This is a genomic window from Arthrobacter sp. RT-1 (genome assembly GCF_003367205.1).
In the GTDB taxonomy this organism is placed as follows: Bacteria; Actinomycetota; Actinomycetes; order Actinomycetales; family Micrococcaceae; genus Arthrobacter.
On sequence record NZ_QRGQ01000024.1, the window covers coordinates 157,700 to 172,470 of the forward strand.

The following is a 14,771-nucleotide window of genomic DNA, read 5'->3' on the forward strand; positions in this document are numbered from 1 at the left end:
ACGGCAGATCCGGCATGGAATGCAGTGCCACAGGTCCGGACGTGGGACACTGGATGTTCCAGATGTGCGGCTTAACCGCAGGGGCCCTGTGCAGTGCCCCGGCGGTGCCGCGTGAATGCCAACAGTAAGGACCCTGCGTGTCTCCCATGGCCCGCACCGCCCCGGTGCCCGCCGCGACAGATCCGGCCCTCATTCGGAACTTCTGCATCATCGCGCACATTGACCACGGTAAGTCCACCCTGGCAGACCGCATGCTGCAGTTCACCGGCGTCGTTCAGTCCCGCGACATGAAGGCCCAGTACCTGGACCGGATGGACATCGAACGCGAGCGCGGCATCACCATCAAGTCCCAGGCAGTCCGCATGCCCTGGGAACTCGACGGCACCAGTTACGCGCTGAACATGATCGACACCCCCGGCCACGTGGACTTCACCTACGAGGTTTCCCGCTCGCTCGCCGCCTGCGAAGGAGCGATCCTCCTGGTGGACGCAGCCCAGGGTATTGAGGCCCAGACCCTCGCCAACCTGTACCTGGCGATGGAAAACAACCTCACGATCATTCCGGTCCTGAACAAGATTGACCTCCCGGCAGCCCAGCCCGAGAAGTACGCGGCCGAACTTGCCAGCCTGATTGGCGGAGATCCGGAGGACGTCCTTCGCGTCTCGGGAAAGACCGGCATGGGCGTTGAAGCCCTGCTGGACAAGATTGTCCGCGACCTGCCGGCCCCCGAAGGCGACGCGGACGCCCCCGCCCGTGCCATGATCTTCGACTCCGTCTATGACACCTACCGCGGCGTGGTGACGTATGTCCGCGTGGTGGACGGCATGCTCCACCCCCGCGAACGCATCCAGATGATGTCCACGCGGGCCACGCACGAACTCCTTGAGATCGGCGTCAGCTCACCGGAGCCCACACCTTCCAAGGGACTGGGCGTCGGCGAAGTGGGCTACCTCATCACCGGGGTGAAGGATGTCCGCCTGTCCAAGGTGGGCGACACCGTCACGAACCTCGCCAAACCGGCGGCTGATTCCCTGCCCGGCTACGCCGATGCCAAGCCGATGGTCTTCTCCGGCCTGTACCCGCTGGACGGCACGGACTATCCGGTGCTCCGCGATGCGCTGGAGAAGCTGATGCTCAACGACGCCGCCCTCGTGTACGAACCTGAAACGTCCGCTGCCCTGGGCTTCGGTTTCCGCGTGGGCTTCCTCGGCCTGCTCCACCTGGAAATCACCCGGGAGCGGCTGGAGCGCGAATACAACCTTGACCTCATCTCCACCGCCCCGAACGTGGAATACGAGGTGACGCTGGAGGACAAGAAGGTGGTCCACGTGACCAACCCCAGCGAATACCCCTCCGGCAAAATCTCTGAGGTCCGCGAGCCCATGGTCTCCGCAACCATCCTGGCCCCCAATGAGTTTGTCGGCGCCATCATGGAGCTGTGCCAGAGCCGCCGCGGCGTGATGGGCGGCATGGACTACCTGTCCGAGGACCGGGTGGAAATCCGCTACCGCCTGCCGCTCGCCGAGATCGTGTTCGACTTCTTTGACATCCTCAAGAGCAAGACCCGCGGTTACGGCTCCCTGGACTGGAAGGCCGACGGCGACCAGGTGGCGGACCTGGTGAAGGTGGACATCATGCTCCAGGGTGAGCAGGTGGATGCGTTCTCCGCCATCACCCACCGCGACAAGGCCTACTCCTACGGGGTCATGATGACCACCAAGCTGCGCGAACTCATTCCCCGCCAGCAGTTCGAGGTGCCCATCCAGGCAGCCATTGGCTCCCGGATCATTGCCCGCGAGAGCATCCGCGCCATCCGCAAGGACGTCCTGGCCAAGTGCTACGGCGGTGACATCTCCCGTAAGCGCAAACTGCTGGAGAAGCAAAAGGAAGGCAAGAAGCGCATGAAGATGGTGGGCCGCGTTGAGGTCCCGCAGGAGGCCTTCATCGCCGCACTCACCACCGACGAATCCAAGGACAAGGCCAAGAAGTAGTGATGATGGTGGCCGGACATAACCAGGGCCGCAACGATGCCTAGCGTTCTTCCCCTCGGCGACCCGGCGCCGTCGGACGGACTGCTGCCTGCCCAGGCGGCAGAAGGTGCGGCGGACCGGGCGTTTGGGTTGTATGTACACATTCCGTTCTGCGCCGTCCGTTGTGGTTACTGCGACTTCAATACCTACACCGCCACCGAACTGGGCGGCGGTGCGTCGCAGGATGCCTACGCCCAAACCGCGGCGTCCGAGGTGGCGCTGGCGGCCAAGGTGCTGGCCGGATCCGGAATCCCCGACCGGAAGCTCAGCACCGTCTTCTTCGGCGGCGGCACCCCCACGCTGCTTCCCGCGGACGACCTTGCCCTGATTCTTCGGACGGCCATCGACCAGTGGGGGATCGAGGACGGCGCCGAAGTCACTACGGAGGCCAATCCCGACTCCGTCACGCCCGAATCCCTCGCCATTTTGAAGGAGGCCGGGTTCACCCGGATCTCGTTCGGCATGCAGTCGGCTGTTCCGCATGTGCTCAAGGTCCTGGACCGGACGCACACGCCCAGCCGGGTACCGGAGGTTGTGCAGTGGGCGCGCGAGGCGGGTCTCGCCGTCAGCCTGGACCTGATCTATGGAACGCCGGGGGAGTCCCTGGCCGACTGGCGCCACACGCTGGAAACGGCATTGTCCTACGGTCCGGACCACATCAGCGCCTACGCGCTGATCATCGAGGACGGCACCAAGCTGGCTGCCCAGATCCGCCGTGGGGAGGTACCCGGAATCGACGACGACGACCATGCGGACAAGTACGAGCTCGCCGATGAGCTGATCACCAAAGCCGGGCTGGGCTGGTACGAAGTCAGCAACTGGGCCCGTACCCCGGACCATGCCTGCCGCCACAACCTCGCCTACTGGCGCGGGGACGACTGGTGGGGGATCGGCCCCGGCGCGCACTCCCACATGGGCGGTGTCCGCTGGTGGAACGTCAAGCACCCCACTGCCTACGCCGGCCGCCTGGCGCAGGGCCTGTCCCCGGCCGCAGGCAGGGAGACCCTGGACCTGGAAACCCGGAACATCGAGCGCGTCATGCTGGAAGCCCGCCTTCAGGCCGGGCTTGAGGTGGCCGCCCTGAGCGCCGTGGGTCGCCATGAGATTGCCGGGCTGATTGCCGACGGCCTGGTGGACCCGGCCGCGGCATTCCGGGGGAAGCTGGTCCTCACCCTCAAGGGACGCCTGCTGGCTGACGCGGTGGTCCGCCGCATCCTTCCCGAGTAATCCGCTAAACCAACACGGGGTCACGTCCTGCCCAAAAACGCGTGGTTATCGGGCAGGGAGTGACCCCCGTGGTGCGGTTACTTGATCCAGCGAAGGTTGTACGGGTAGCGGTGCGGCTGGCCGCGGTTGACGTGGATGCCGGCGGCCACGGAGAAGCAGGTCAGGGCGATCCAGATGAGGGTCGCGATCACGGCAAAAATGTTGCCGATCACGGGGATGAACACCAGGATATTGGCCACCACGGCCGCGATGGTGGGCGGGAGGCTGAAGTTGAGGGCTTCCTTGGACTCCTGGGCGGTGAACGGTCCACGGTCCCTGAAAATGAGGAAGATCAGCAGGGCAGGAACGCAGCCGAGGATCCCGCCAAAGTGCGCCAGCGTGGCCCACTGCCGGTCCTCGCCCGCCGTCAGGGGCAGCGCATTCGCCGGGACGCCGTGGTATTCCGAGCGGCCCGCGCCGCCCTGGCTGTCCCTGTGATCACGTGCGTTTTCTGACACAGTCTGTTCCTTCGAGAGTGCAAATGGTGCGAATGCCGGTGGTTGGGTGCGGGCCTGCCCCTTTTTCACAGGCACCGCAGTACCAAGAATACTGGCTATCCGGGTGTTGGCTGCCCAATCAGGGAACAGTGAGGAAGTCGATCACTTCCTCAACCCGCCCCAGCAGGGATGCTTCCAGGTCTGCATAGCTGCGGACGGCCCCCAACAGCTTCTGCCATCCAAGCCCGATGTCTTCCTTCGTGTCGTGGGGCCAGCCGAAAGCGGCCAGGATCCCGGTCTTCCAGTCCTGCCCGCGCGGCACAACGGGCCACTTCTCGATGCCGAGGACAGCGGGCCGGATGGCCTGCCACACGTCCACGTAGGGATGGCCCACGATGAGCACGTTCCCGGCCGCGCCGGGAGACGCCATGACGGCATCGGCAATGCGCGACTCCTTGGAGTCCGGCACCAGGTGGTCCACGAGCACGCCCAGGCGCCGTCCCGGTCCGGGCCGGAAGTCGGCCACCGCGCCGGCCAGGTCGTCAATGCCGTGCAGGGGTTCGACGACGATGCCCTCCACCCGGAGGTCGTCTCCCCACACTTTTTCCACCAGTTCGGCGTCGTGCTTTCCCTCCACCCAGATGCGGCTGGCCTTGGCTACCTGTGCGCGCTGGCCGGCAATCCGCACCGAGCCGGAGGCAGTCCTTCCGGCGGCGGGGGCGGCCGTCGCCGGACGGGGTGCCGGGGGCATCAGGCGGATTGCGCGGCCTTCGAGGAGGAAACCGAAGCCCAGCCGGAAGGTCCGTGACTTCCCGCGGCGGTCCTCGAGGACCACCACGTGCATTCCGCCGGACTTTTCCACCCGGGTGACGGCGCCGACCCAACCGGACTGGACGTCCTCCAGCACCATGCCGCGCTCAACGGGCACTTCGGGCAATTGGGTCCGGACGGGCGCGGACATGTCCCGGGGGCCCCAGTTCTGGTAATCCATGGATCGACTCCGCCTAGCGCTAGATCAGTGCCACCGGAATTTCGCCCGGAGCGGTACCAATGCTAACAACGGCCCGGGGCATAATAGACTGTTAGCACTTAGGCATGTCGAGTGCTAACCCTGGTGGTGGCACGGTGCGGGCGGCACGGCCGCCCTGACCCTGGATGGAGGTGGAGTGTGAGCGAGCCACGCAAGCTGGAAGTACTGCGGGCCATCGTGGAGGACTACGTCCACTCCCGCGAGCCGGTGGGATCCAAGGCCCTGGTCGAGAGGCATCATCTTGGCGTCTCCAGTGCGACAATCCGCAACGATATGGCGGCGCTGGAGGACGAGGGCCTGATCACCGCCCCGCACACCAGCGCGGGCCGGATTCCCACGGACAAGGGCTACCGTCTGTTCGTCGACCAGATTTCGGCCGTCAAACCCCTGTCGCAGGCCGAGCGCCGGGCCATCCAGTCGTTGCTGGAGGGCTCTGACGACCTTGACGACGTCCTGGACCGGACGGTCCGCCTGCTGTCGCAGCTGACCAACCAGGTGGCGGTTGTCCAGTATCCGCACCTGAGCCGTGCCCTGATCCGGCACATCGAATTCGTCCTGCTTGCTCCCCGCAAGGTGCTGGTGGTGCTCATTGCGAACAGCGGCAAGGTGGAACAGCGGGTCATCGACGTCGGGCAGGACCTGGGGGACGACGCCCTGGCCGCCTTGCGGACCCGGTTCCTGGGTTCCCTTTCAGGAACGCCGCTGGGCCAGCTGGCCCAGTCACTTCCGGCCGTGGTGTCGGCGGTCAGTCCCAGCCAGAGGCCGGCCGCGCAGGCGCTGGCCCACGGGCTGGAGGTGCTGGCGCACAGCAGCCGTGAGGACCGGATGGTGATGGCGGGAACGGCGAACCTTGCGCGGTCCAACGTCGATTTCCCGCTCAGCATCGGCCCCGTCCTGGAAGCCCTTGAGGAGCAGGTGGTCATGCTGCGGCTCTTGAGCGAGATGGCGCAGGACCACCGCGGCGTGGCCGTCAGCATCGGCCGCGAGAACCCCTACGACGGCCTTTCCGAGGCGTCCGTCGTGGCCACGGGATACGGCCCGGACAGCACGGCCAAGATTGGCGTGCTGGGGCCGACGCGCATGGACTATCCCACCACCATGGCCGCCGTCAGGGCTGTTGCCCGTTACCTTTCCCGGATCCTGGGACCCTGACCGGCGGTCCCGGCGCTTAGGCAGCCGGAACCACGGGCAGGGCACCCCGCATGCAGGCAGTACAACAAGGAAGAGATACGAACTTTGAGCAGCCACTATGACGTCCTTGGAGTCTCACCGGAGGCCACCGGCGAAGAAATCAAGAAGGCCTACCGCAAGCTGGCCCGGACCCTGCACCCGGACGTTAACCCGGGTGAGGACGCCGCAGACCGCTTCAAGGCAGTAACCCACGCGTACGAGGTCCTTTCCGACCCCCAAAAGCGGCGCGTCTATGACACCACCGGCAACGAAAACGGTACCGACAACGGATTCGGCGGCGGCAGCTACGCCGGCCAGGGCTTCGCGTTCCAGGACATCTTTGACACGTTCTTTGGCGCCGGCGGCTCCACCGGGCCTGCCTCCCGTGTCCGCCGCGGCCAGGACGCCCTCATCAGTGTCCGGATCGACCTCCGCGATGCGGTGTTCGGCGTCAACAAGAAACTCGAAGTGGACACCGCTGTCACCTGCCCCACCTGCGAGGGATCATGCTGCCGGCCCGGCACCCACCCCGAACGGTGTGACATCTGCGGAGGCAGCGGCCAGGTCCAGCGGGCCGTTCGCTCCATCCTGGGCCAGGTCATGACGGCTGCGCCCTGCGGCAGCTGCGAAGGCTTCGGCACCGTCATCAAGGACCCCTGCAACGAATGCAGCGGCCAGGGACGGATCCGGAGCCGCCGGTCCCTGACCATCAAGGTTCCCGCCGGCGTGGCCACCGGCACCCGGATCCAGCTCTCCGGCCAGGGCGAGGCCGGGCCCGCCGGCGGACCCTCCGGTGACCTTTACGTGGAGATCCGCGTCAACAATGACGCCACCTACGTCCGCGACGGAGACGACCTCCACGCCACGCTGAACATCCCCATGACGGCCGCAGCGCTGGGTACAGAGGTAAGCCTTGAGACCTTCGACGGGACCCAGGAAATCGACGTCAAGCCCGGAACGCAGTCCGGTGAGATCATCACCCTCCGCGGCCTCGGCGTTACCCACCTGCGCGGCTATGGCCGCGGCGACCTGAAGGTGCACCTGCAGGTTGAGACCCCCGCAAAGCTGGATGCCGCCCAGGAGGACCTGCTGCGGCAGCTCGCCAAGATGCGCGGCGAGCAGATTACCGAGGGCAAACTCGCTGCCAGCGGCGGCATGTTCGCCAAACTCCGGGACCGCCTCGGTAACCTGTAGCGGTGAGCAACCCCGTCTTCTTCACTCCCGCCGGGTCCCTGGACGGCGTCGCGCCCGCAACACGCTTCATCCTGGAAGGACCCGAAGCCAGGCACGCTGTTGCGGTTAAACGGCTGTCACCCGGTGAAGCTGTGGACATCGTGGACGGTGCCGGCACACGGATGAGCGGACGCGTCACCGCGGCTTCTTCCTCGGCTCTGGAGGTCGAGTGCACGTCGGTGGCTGTCGAAGACCGCCCCGATGTCCGGCTGGTCCTGGTCCAGGCGCTTGCGAAGGGCGACCGGGACGAGCTGGCCATCGAAACGGCGACAGAGCTCGGAATCGACGCCGTCATTCCGTGGCAGTCCGAGCGTTCCATCGTGCGCTGGAAAGGTGACCGGGCCGCCAAGGCCCATGCCAAATGGCAGTCCGTTGTGACTGCGGCGGCCAAGCAGGCACGCCGGGCCTGGGTTCCCGAGGTCCGGCCCGCCGTCGACACAGCCGCCCTGTCCGCGGCCGTCGAAGCCGCCGGCCTGGCTGTCATCCTTCATGAGGACGCCGTGCGGCCACTGCGAAACGTCCTCGAAGCATGGGATGGAGCGGGGGGAGCGGCGCCCCGGGAAGTGCTCCTGATCGTGGGACCGGAAGGCGGCATCAGCCCCCGGGAAGTCACGAAACTCTGCGACAAGGGCGCCGTGACAGCACTCCTGGGCCACCACGTCCTGCGCTCATCAACGGCCGGGCCTGCCGCCGTCGTCCTTGCCAGCGACATCCTGGGCCGCTGGAAGGCTACCGCACCTTAAAGGCCCGGTTGTCCTCGTACTGGTCCGGCTGGTCGCCAGTACCCGCCTGGGAGACCCGCAGCTCGTAGTCACCTGGCGGCAGGTTGAGCGCCAGGGTGAACACCCCGGCCTGTCCCTGTTCAGCAGACGCGGTGGTCTCGCCCGTGAGGAACGGCTCCTTGGCGCCGTTGTCCCTGGACTGGAGGATCTGCCAGCGGAGCTTGCCGCCTGCCGTTGTGCTGCGCCCGGTGATCTTGACGCTGCCGCCGCCCACTTCCACGTTTTCCTGCGGGTCAATAATCCAGACGGGCGCAACAAGGCCTGCGGTCCGCGTCATCAGGGCTCCCAGCTGGATGTGGTCAAAGGCCACGTAGTCCGTATGTCCGTCCACCAGGATCCGCACCCGGATCTGCTGGCCCGAGTCGATCAGTCCTGAGCTGGCAGCCGCCGCCGTCGCCGTATACACCAGCTGCTGGATGGCCCGGGCAGCCATGTCGGCGTCGAGATTGCTGTTGAATGCATCCTCGGACACATCAACAGTGATGACGTCCTTGCCCGAAATCGACGTGGCGAGCTGGCTCGGGTTCTGCCAGGGGGTAAAAAAATCAGGGTCGAGGGGTTTGTCGGACATCATGGCCCGCAGTGCCCGGGTGACCGGATTTTCCTGGTCCGGGACATCCCGGAATTCCCGGTAAAGGAAAACCCCGCTGTCGCTGCGGCCGATCCAGTACACCGGCGCCTTGTTGGAGGACTGGGTGGTTTCCAGCGGCGCGCTGGTGGACGGAGGCTGTGCGGTGCCCGAGGCGGCCGGACCTGTGAGCGGCGTGGCGGTGGGCGACGGTCCCGCTTCGGCAATGCAGCCCGTTAAGGCGGGGACGGCAACAAGGACACCGGCAAGCACAAGTGCGCGCGCGCGGCCCATGGCGCGGGCGGCGCCCTTGGGCGCAGCGGTTTCCGGCACTTTTGTTGCCTGTCCTTTCCTTGCATGGAGGGCCGATCCCCGGGCGGCCTGGTGTTCCAGCTGCAGCTGGATTTCCAGCATGGCACAACGCGCGGGGCGCAAGAGCCGCGGAGCGGCACTGGCGGCCAACTGCAACGGGAACGATATGAGGCCGATATGAAGTTGATACCTTATGACGCAACCACCGCCGCGGCGGGCCCTTTCGTGCCTGCAGGGCAGCCTCCCTATATCCGGCCGTGGGACGCTCTGGCGTAAGATGGAAGGATCGCTGGACGGGAGGACCGGGCAACGGCCTCCGCGCAACAGCCCAACAACTGAACCGACCTCGAGGGGACCACAGGCCTACGGGCCAGCACCATGACTGAATCAGCTAACGGAAAGCGCCGGCTCACCACCGGAGAGGGCACGCCCGGGGAGTTCCCCCATTCCCTTCCCGGCATCCGGACCGAGGTAGTCCTTTTTGACAACTCCGATCAGATGGTTCAGTCACTCGGCAGCCATGATGAGGCGTTGCGGTACATCGAGGAACAGTTCCCGGACGTTAATTTCCACGTCCGCGGCAACGAACTCTCCATCAGCGGTCCCACCAGTGACGTACCGCGGATCATGCGGCTCCTCCATGAAGTCCGCGGCCTCGTTGCCCGCGGCACGGTGATCAGTCCCACGGTGCTCCAGCAGCTGGTGGCCCTCTTGCGCACCCAGTCCCTGCAGAACCCCGTGGACGTGCTGACCCATGACATCCTCTCCAGCCGCGGCCGCACCATCCGCCCGAAAACCCTGAACCAGAAGAACTACGTTGACGCCATTGACGACAACACCGTGATCTTTGGTATCGGACCGGCCGGAACCGGCAAGACGTACCTTGCCATGGCCAAAGCGGTCCAGGCGCTGCAGCAAAAAGAGGTCAGCCGGATCATCCTGACCCGTCCGGCGGTTGAAGCCGGGGAACGCCTGGGTTTCCTCCCCGGAACCCTGAGCGACAAAATCGATCCGTACCTCCGTCCGCTCTATGACGCACTGCACGACATGATGGATCCCGAATCCATTCCGCGGCTCATGGCAGCCGGCACCATCGAGGTGGCACCCCTTGCCTACATGCGCGGCCGCACGCTCAACGACGCCTTCATCATTCTCGACGAGGCGCAGAACACCACGCCCGAGCAGATGAAGATGTTCCTGACGCGGCTCGGCTTCGGCTCGAAGATGGTGGTCACCGGTGACGTCACGCAGGTTGACCTGCCCTTCGGCACCCGGTCCGGACTGCGGATCGTGGAGGAAATCCTGACCGGCATCGAAGGCGTGAACTTTTCGGTCCTGGACGCGGCCGACGTCGTCCGGCACCGCCTGGTGGGCGACATCGTCAATGCCTACAGCATCTGGGACGATGCCCAGCGCCGCCGCGTCAAACATTCAGCAACCAAGGAAAAACGGGGGGAACACGCTTGAGCATCGAGGTGAACAACGAGTCCGGCGTCCAGGTTGACGAAGCGGAACTCGTTGCGCTGTCCCGGTACATCTTCGAACAGCTCTATATCCATCCCCAGGCAGAACTGTCGATCCTCCTCGTGGACGAGCCCGCGATGGAGAAGCTGCACATCGAACTGATGGATGAGCCGGGATCCACCGATGTCCTGTCCGTACCCATGGACGAGCTCACACCCGGGACGCCGGACCGGCCCACTCCGCAGGGAATGCTTGGCGACATTGCCATTTGCCCCCAGGTGGCCGTGGTCCAGGCCCGGAACGCGGGCCATCAGCTCCAGGATGAAATGCTGCTGCTGACAACACACGGCATTCTGCACCTGTTGGGCTACGACCATGCAGAACCCGAGGAGAAGGCCGAGATGTTCGGGCTCCAGCGGGAGCTCCTGTCCGGCTTCACCGGCAAAGAAGCACCCGCCGAGACCACCCAGTGACGCCTTTGCTCCTTGTCGCGATGGCACTGGTCTTCCTGGGTATCGCGGCGGTGTTGACCGCGGCCGAGGCCGCCTTCAATTTCCTCCCGCGCCACGACGCCGAGGAGGCACTCCTCAAGAGCCGCAATATCGCCATGCGCCGGATCCTCGCCCAGCCCGTGGCGCATATCCGGGCCCTCCGGTTCTGGCGCATCTGGTTCGAGATGGCTTCCGCGGTGGCTGTGGCCGTCCTGCTTTACAGCCTGCTGGACAACATCTGGCTTGCCGGCCTGGCAGCAACCGGCATCATGGCCCTGCTGGGATTCGTGATCGTGGGTGTCTCACCCCGGCAGCTGGGCAGGCTGCATTCTGCTGCCGTGGTCCGTTTCACGGCCCCCTTGATCCGCTTCCTCACCTGGGTCCTGGGGCCCATCCCCGGCTGGCTCGTGGCCTTGGGAAGCGCGGCAGCGCCCGGCGCGCCGGGCGGCGACGAAGCGTTTTTCAGCGAGCAGGAATTCCGTGAGCTTGTGGAGCGGGCCAGCGAATCCGACATGATCGAGGACACCGAGGCTGAGATGATCCAGTCCGTGTTCGACTTCGGCGACACGTTGGTGCGCGCGGTCATGGTGCCCAGGACGGACATCCTCAGCATCGAAGCGGGCTCCAGCCTCCGCCAGGCCATGACGCTGTTCCTGCGCTCCGGCTATTCCAGGATCCCTGTGATCGCCGAGGACACCGACCATATCCTCGGCATCATTTACCTTAAGGACGTTGCCGCCGTCCTGCATGAGCTGGCCCCGGACGAGGAACCGCCGCTGGTGGAGTCACTGGCCCGGGAGGTCCGGTATGTGCCGGAATCCAAGCCGGTGAGCGACCTGCTGCGTGAACTGCAGAAGGAATCCACGCACGTTGCCATCGTCATCGACGAATACGGCGGCACGGCCGGTCTTGTCACCCTCGAGGACCTGATCGAAGAGATCGTGGGCGAAATTGTTGACGAGTACGACACCGAAAGCGCGGAAGCCGTGGAGCTGGGCGATGGCTCCTATCGGGTCAGCGCGCGCATGAGCATCGACGACCTGGGCGAGCTCTTCGACATGGAGCTCGACGACGACGAAGTGGACACCGTGGGCGGCCTGCTCGCCAAGGCGCTCGGCAGGGTTCCGATCGTTGGAAGCCACGTGGAAGTCCACGGAGTCTCGCTCCGGGCGGACCGGTTGGAAGGCCGGCGGAACCGCGTCAGCCACATAATTGCGGCAGCGGTGCCAAGAGTAGACACTGACCTTGAAGACCTCCTCGAAGAGGCGGAAACAACCCAGCAGGGAGTTCCACGTGAGCAAGAAAAATAAAGCAGCAGCAGAGGAAGACTTCGGCGGCTTCCGCGCAGGCTTTTCAGTCCTGGTGGGGCGTCCCAACGCCGGAAAGTCCACCTTGACCAACGCCTTGGTGGGGAAAAAGGTGGCCATTACGTCCGCCAAGCCGCAGACCACCCGCCACACCATCCGTGGCATCGTGCACCGGGAGGACGCCCAGCTGATCCTGGTGGACACTCCGGGGCTGCACCGCCCGCGCACCCTTTTGGGTAAGCGCCTGAACGACCTCGTGGCGGACACCCTCGCCGAGGTGGACGCCATCGGCTTCTGCCTGCCGGCCAACGAAAAGATCGGTCCGGGGGATAAATTCATCGCCGCCCAGCTGGCCGCGGTGGGACGCAAGCCTGTCATCGCCATCGTCACCAAGGCGGACCTGGTGGACCGCCAGGCCCTGACCGAACAGCTCCTGGCAGTCGCGGCGCTTGGCCGTGAAGTGATGGGGGAGGACGGCTGGAAGGACATCGTGCCCGTGTCCGCGACGGATGGCTTCCAGGTGGAAACCGTGGCGGATGTCCTGATCAGCCACATGCCGCCGTCGCCTCCGCTGTATCCCGACGGCGAACTGACGGACGAGCCCGAGGCCGTCATGGTTGCCGAGCTGATCCGCGAAGCGGCACTCGAAGGCGTCCGCGACGAACTGCCGCACTCCCTCGCAGTGGTGGTCGAAGAGATCGTTCCCCGCCCGGACCGGCCGGAGGACAACCCGCTCCTGGACGTGCGCGTGAACCTGTACGTGGAACGCCCGTCGCAGAAGGCCATCATCATCGGCAAGGGCGGCAGCCGGCTTCGCGAGGTGGGAACCAACGCGCGCAAGGGGATTGAAGCCCTGCTGGGTACACGCATCTACCTGGACCTCCACGTCAAGGTGGCCAAGGACTGGCAGCGCGACCCGAAGCAGCTGGTCAAGCTGGGTTTCTGACCTGGTTCACCGGTGCCGCTGCAGCGCTGCCGGGCAATTCCCAGACTGGGCCACTAAAATGGACCGGATTTTGATTTTAGAGGAAGGTTCACCACGTGGGGCGAGGCCGCGACATGCGCGACAAAAGGGCTGACGTGTCACCCGGAACAGGACCTGCGTCCCGCCATGCGGACGATGGCACTGCCGGGGCAGCGCGCCACCTTGGCTCCCTGCGGGGAATGCCCGTGTGGCTGAAGGTTGTCACCGCCGTCCTGTCACTGGCCATCGTGGGAGGCATCGCGTTCGCCGGGTTTTGGTACCTGCGCCTGCAGGGCAATATTTCCAAGGCCCCGCTGAACGCGGGCGGGGGAAACAGCGAGACGGTCAGCGACGCCACCGGCAGGATGCAGATCCTCATCCTGGGCTCGGACACCCGCGACGGGAAGAACGCCGAATACGGGGAAGCCGACCTTTCCGCAGGCTACGGCAAGTCTGACGTCATGATGCTCATGGACATCTCCGAGGACAACAAGCGCGTCAGCGTCATCAGCTTCCCGCGTGACCTCCTGGTGGACATTCCCGAGTGCAAAGACGGGGAAACCGGTACGGAATACCCTGCCCGCAGCGACGTCATGATCAACGAGGCAATGACGGAAGCCGGCATCGGCTGCGCCGTGGATACCGTCAACAGGATCACTGGGCTGGAGGTGGACCACTTCATGATGGCCGACTTCAACGCCGTGAAGGAACTCTCCAATGCCGTGGGCGGCGTGGAAGTCTGCATCAGCGACGCCGTGTATGACCCCGACTCCCGGCTTCGGCTGCCGGCGGGCACCTCCATGGTCCAGGGAGAGCAGGCACTTGCGTTCCTGCGCACCCGCCACGCATTTGCCGACGGCGGCGACCTGGGCCGCATCAAGGCCCAGCAGGGCTTCCTCTCCTCGCTGACGCGGAAGATCAAGGACGACGGCACCTTGGCCGATCCCGGCAAGATGCTGAAGATCGCCGACGTCGTTACCCAGAATTTGACCGTGGATGAAGGGCTGGCCTCGGTTCCCACCCTGCTGACCATCGGCAACCGGCTCAAGGACATCGACATCAGCAAGGTGGCGTTCGTCGCCGTCCCCACCGCCCCGGCAGACCTTGACCCCAACAGGCTCCAGATCGCCGAGCCGGCCGGCTCCCAGCTCTTTGCTGCCCTCCGCAAGGACGTCGACCTGACCGACCCCACCGCTCCCGCAACGCCCTCGCCGAGCGAAACCGCCCCGCCGTCGGCCGCCCCGACCGAAACTGCCCCGGCCCAGCCGCCCTATGACAAGGCACTTCAGGCTGTCGCGGTGGCGAACGGCACCGGCGTCCCCGGTCGTTCCCAGGAAATTGTCCAGGCGCTGATCTCCGGGGGCTTCACGCAGGCTGCCCAGTTTGAGGCAACAGCGGTGGCGCAGTCGGTGGTCTACTACGGTCCCGGCTTCGCGGATGTCGCGGCCGACGTTGCCGCGGTACTCGGGATCCCGGCCGGGCAGACCGTTGCCCTTCCCGCAGTTTCGGGAGTCCAGGTCTATCTGGGCACTGATTTCACGACGGGCACCACGTACGGCGCGGCTGCCGCGTTGCCGGAAAACATCGTCAACCAGACGGCCGGCGACGAGACATGCCAGCAGGCGAACCCGTACCTCATCGTTTCTGAATAAAGCCAGGCTGCTTAACTGCATCGGGGCCCGCCGGAAGGCGGGCCCCGATTCAGTTGTTCTGCCTG

General features: G+C 65.5%; 13 protein-coding genes. 10 read left to right on the top strand and 3 right to left on the bottom strand.

Features of this window, described 5'->3' with window-relative positions:
• The first annotated feature begins 137 nt into the window (after positions 1 to 137).
• On the top strand, positions 138 to 1,991 hold the full coding sequence (lepA, locus tag DXK94_RS16390; protein ID WP_079596183.1) for a translation elongation factor 4: 1,854 nt from the start codon (positions 138 to 140) through the stop codon (positions 1,989 to 1,991).
• 36 nt (positions 1,992 to 2,027) lie between these two features.
• Positions 2,028 to 3,257, top strand: a complete 1,230-nt coding sequence (hemW, locus tag DXK94_RS16395; RefSeq protein ID WP_079596182.1) for a radical SAM family heme chaperone HemW — start codon at positions 2,028 to 2,030, stop codon at positions 3,255 to 3,257.
• Positions 3,258 to 3,334: 77 nt separating this feature from the next.
• Here hemW and DXK94_RS16400 read toward each other — a convergent pair whose 3' ends face one another.
• Both DXK94_RS16400 and DXK94_RS16405 read right to left on the bottom strand, forming a co-directional pair.
• Complete coding sequence (locus tag DXK94_RS16400) at positions 3,335 to 3,754, bottom strand: DUF4870 domain-containing protein (RefSeq protein WP_079596181.1); 420 nt, start codon at positions 3,752 to 3,754, stop codon at positions 3,335 to 3,337.
• 118 nt (positions 3,755 to 3,872) lie between these two features.
• Entirely contained in the window at positions 3,873 to 4,724 is an 852-nt protein-coding gene (locus DXK94_RS16405; protein ID WP_115525767.1) for a DUF3097 family protein, read from the bottom strand.
• A gap of 177 nt (positions 4,725 to 4,901) precedes the next feature.
• Here DXK94_RS16405 and hrcA point away from each other — a divergent pair, with 177 nt between their 5' ends.
• From hrcA to DXK94_RS16420, 3 genes are all read left to right on the top strand, one after another.
• Positions 4,902 to 5,915 (top strand): heat-inducible transcriptional repressor HrcA, encoded by a 1,014-nt coding sequence (hrcA, locus tag DXK94_RS16410; protein ID WP_115525768.1) that lies wholly within the window; start codon positions 4,902 to 4,904, stop codon positions 5,913 to 5,915.
• An 84-nt stretch (positions 5,916 to 5,999) separates the two neighbouring features.
• Positions 6,000 to 7,127, top strand: coding sequence for a molecular chaperone DnaJ (gene dnaJ, locus DXK94_RS16415; RefSeq protein ID WP_079596178.1), 1,128 nt, complete (start codon positions 6,000 to 6,002; stop codon positions 7,125 to 7,127).
• 2 nt (positions 7,128 to 7,129) lie between these two features.
• Entirely contained in the window at positions 7,130 to 7,909 is a 780-nt protein-coding gene (locus DXK94_RS16420; RefSeq protein WP_115525769.1) for a 16S rRNA (uracil(1498)-N(3))-methyltransferase, read from the top strand.
• On the opposite strand, the gene DXK94_RS16425 is transcribed toward DXK94_RS16420, so the two are convergent.
• Positions 7,896 to 8,810, bottom strand: coding sequence for a GerMN domain-containing protein (locus DXK94_RS16425; protein ID WP_115525847.1), 915 nt, complete (start codon positions 8,808 to 8,810; stop codon positions 7,896 to 7,898). The two genes, DXK94_RS16420 and DXK94_RS16425, sit on opposite strands and share 14 nt — an antisense overlap.
• 396 nt (positions 8,811 to 9,206) lie before the next feature.
• On the opposite strand from DXK94_RS16425, the gene DXK94_RS16430 reads away from it, so the two are divergent.
• From DXK94_RS16430 to DXK94_RS16450, 5 genes are all read left to right on the top strand, one after another.
• Positions 9,207 to 10,295: a PhoH family protein gene (locus DXK94_RS16430; protein WP_115525770.1), complete on the top strand. Its 1,089-nt coding sequence runs from the start codon at positions 9,207 to 9,209 to the stop codon at positions 10,293 to 10,295.
• Positions 10,292 to 10,765 (top strand): rRNA maturation RNase YbeY, encoded by a 474-nt coding sequence (gene ybeY / locus DXK94_RS16435; protein ID WP_079596175.1) that lies wholly within the window; start codon positions 10,292 to 10,294, stop codon positions 10,763 to 10,765. Before DXK94_RS16430 ends, ybeY begins: the two co-directional genes overlap by 4 nt.
• Positions 10,762 to 12,093: a hemolysin family protein gene (locus DXK94_RS16440; RefSeq protein ID WP_079596174.1), complete on the top strand. Its 1,332-nt coding sequence runs from the start codon at positions 10,762 to 10,764 to the stop codon at positions 12,091 to 12,093. Before ybeY ends, DXK94_RS16440 begins: the two co-directional genes overlap by 4 nt.
• On the top strand, positions 12,077 to 13,036 hold the full coding sequence (era, locus tag DXK94_RS16445; protein WP_079596173.1) for a GTPase Era: 960 nt from the start codon (positions 12,077 to 12,079) through the stop codon (positions 13,034 to 13,036). The genes DXK94_RS16440 and era overlap by 17 nt, the downstream gene beginning before the upstream one ends.
• 113 nt (positions 13,037 to 13,149) lie before the next feature.
• Complete coding sequence (locus DXK94_RS16450) at positions 13,150 to 14,706, top strand: LCP family protein (protein ID WP_115525771.1); 1,557 nt, start codon at positions 13,150 to 13,152, stop codon at positions 14,704 to 14,706.
• Positions 14,707 to 14,771: the final 65 nt, after the last annotated feature.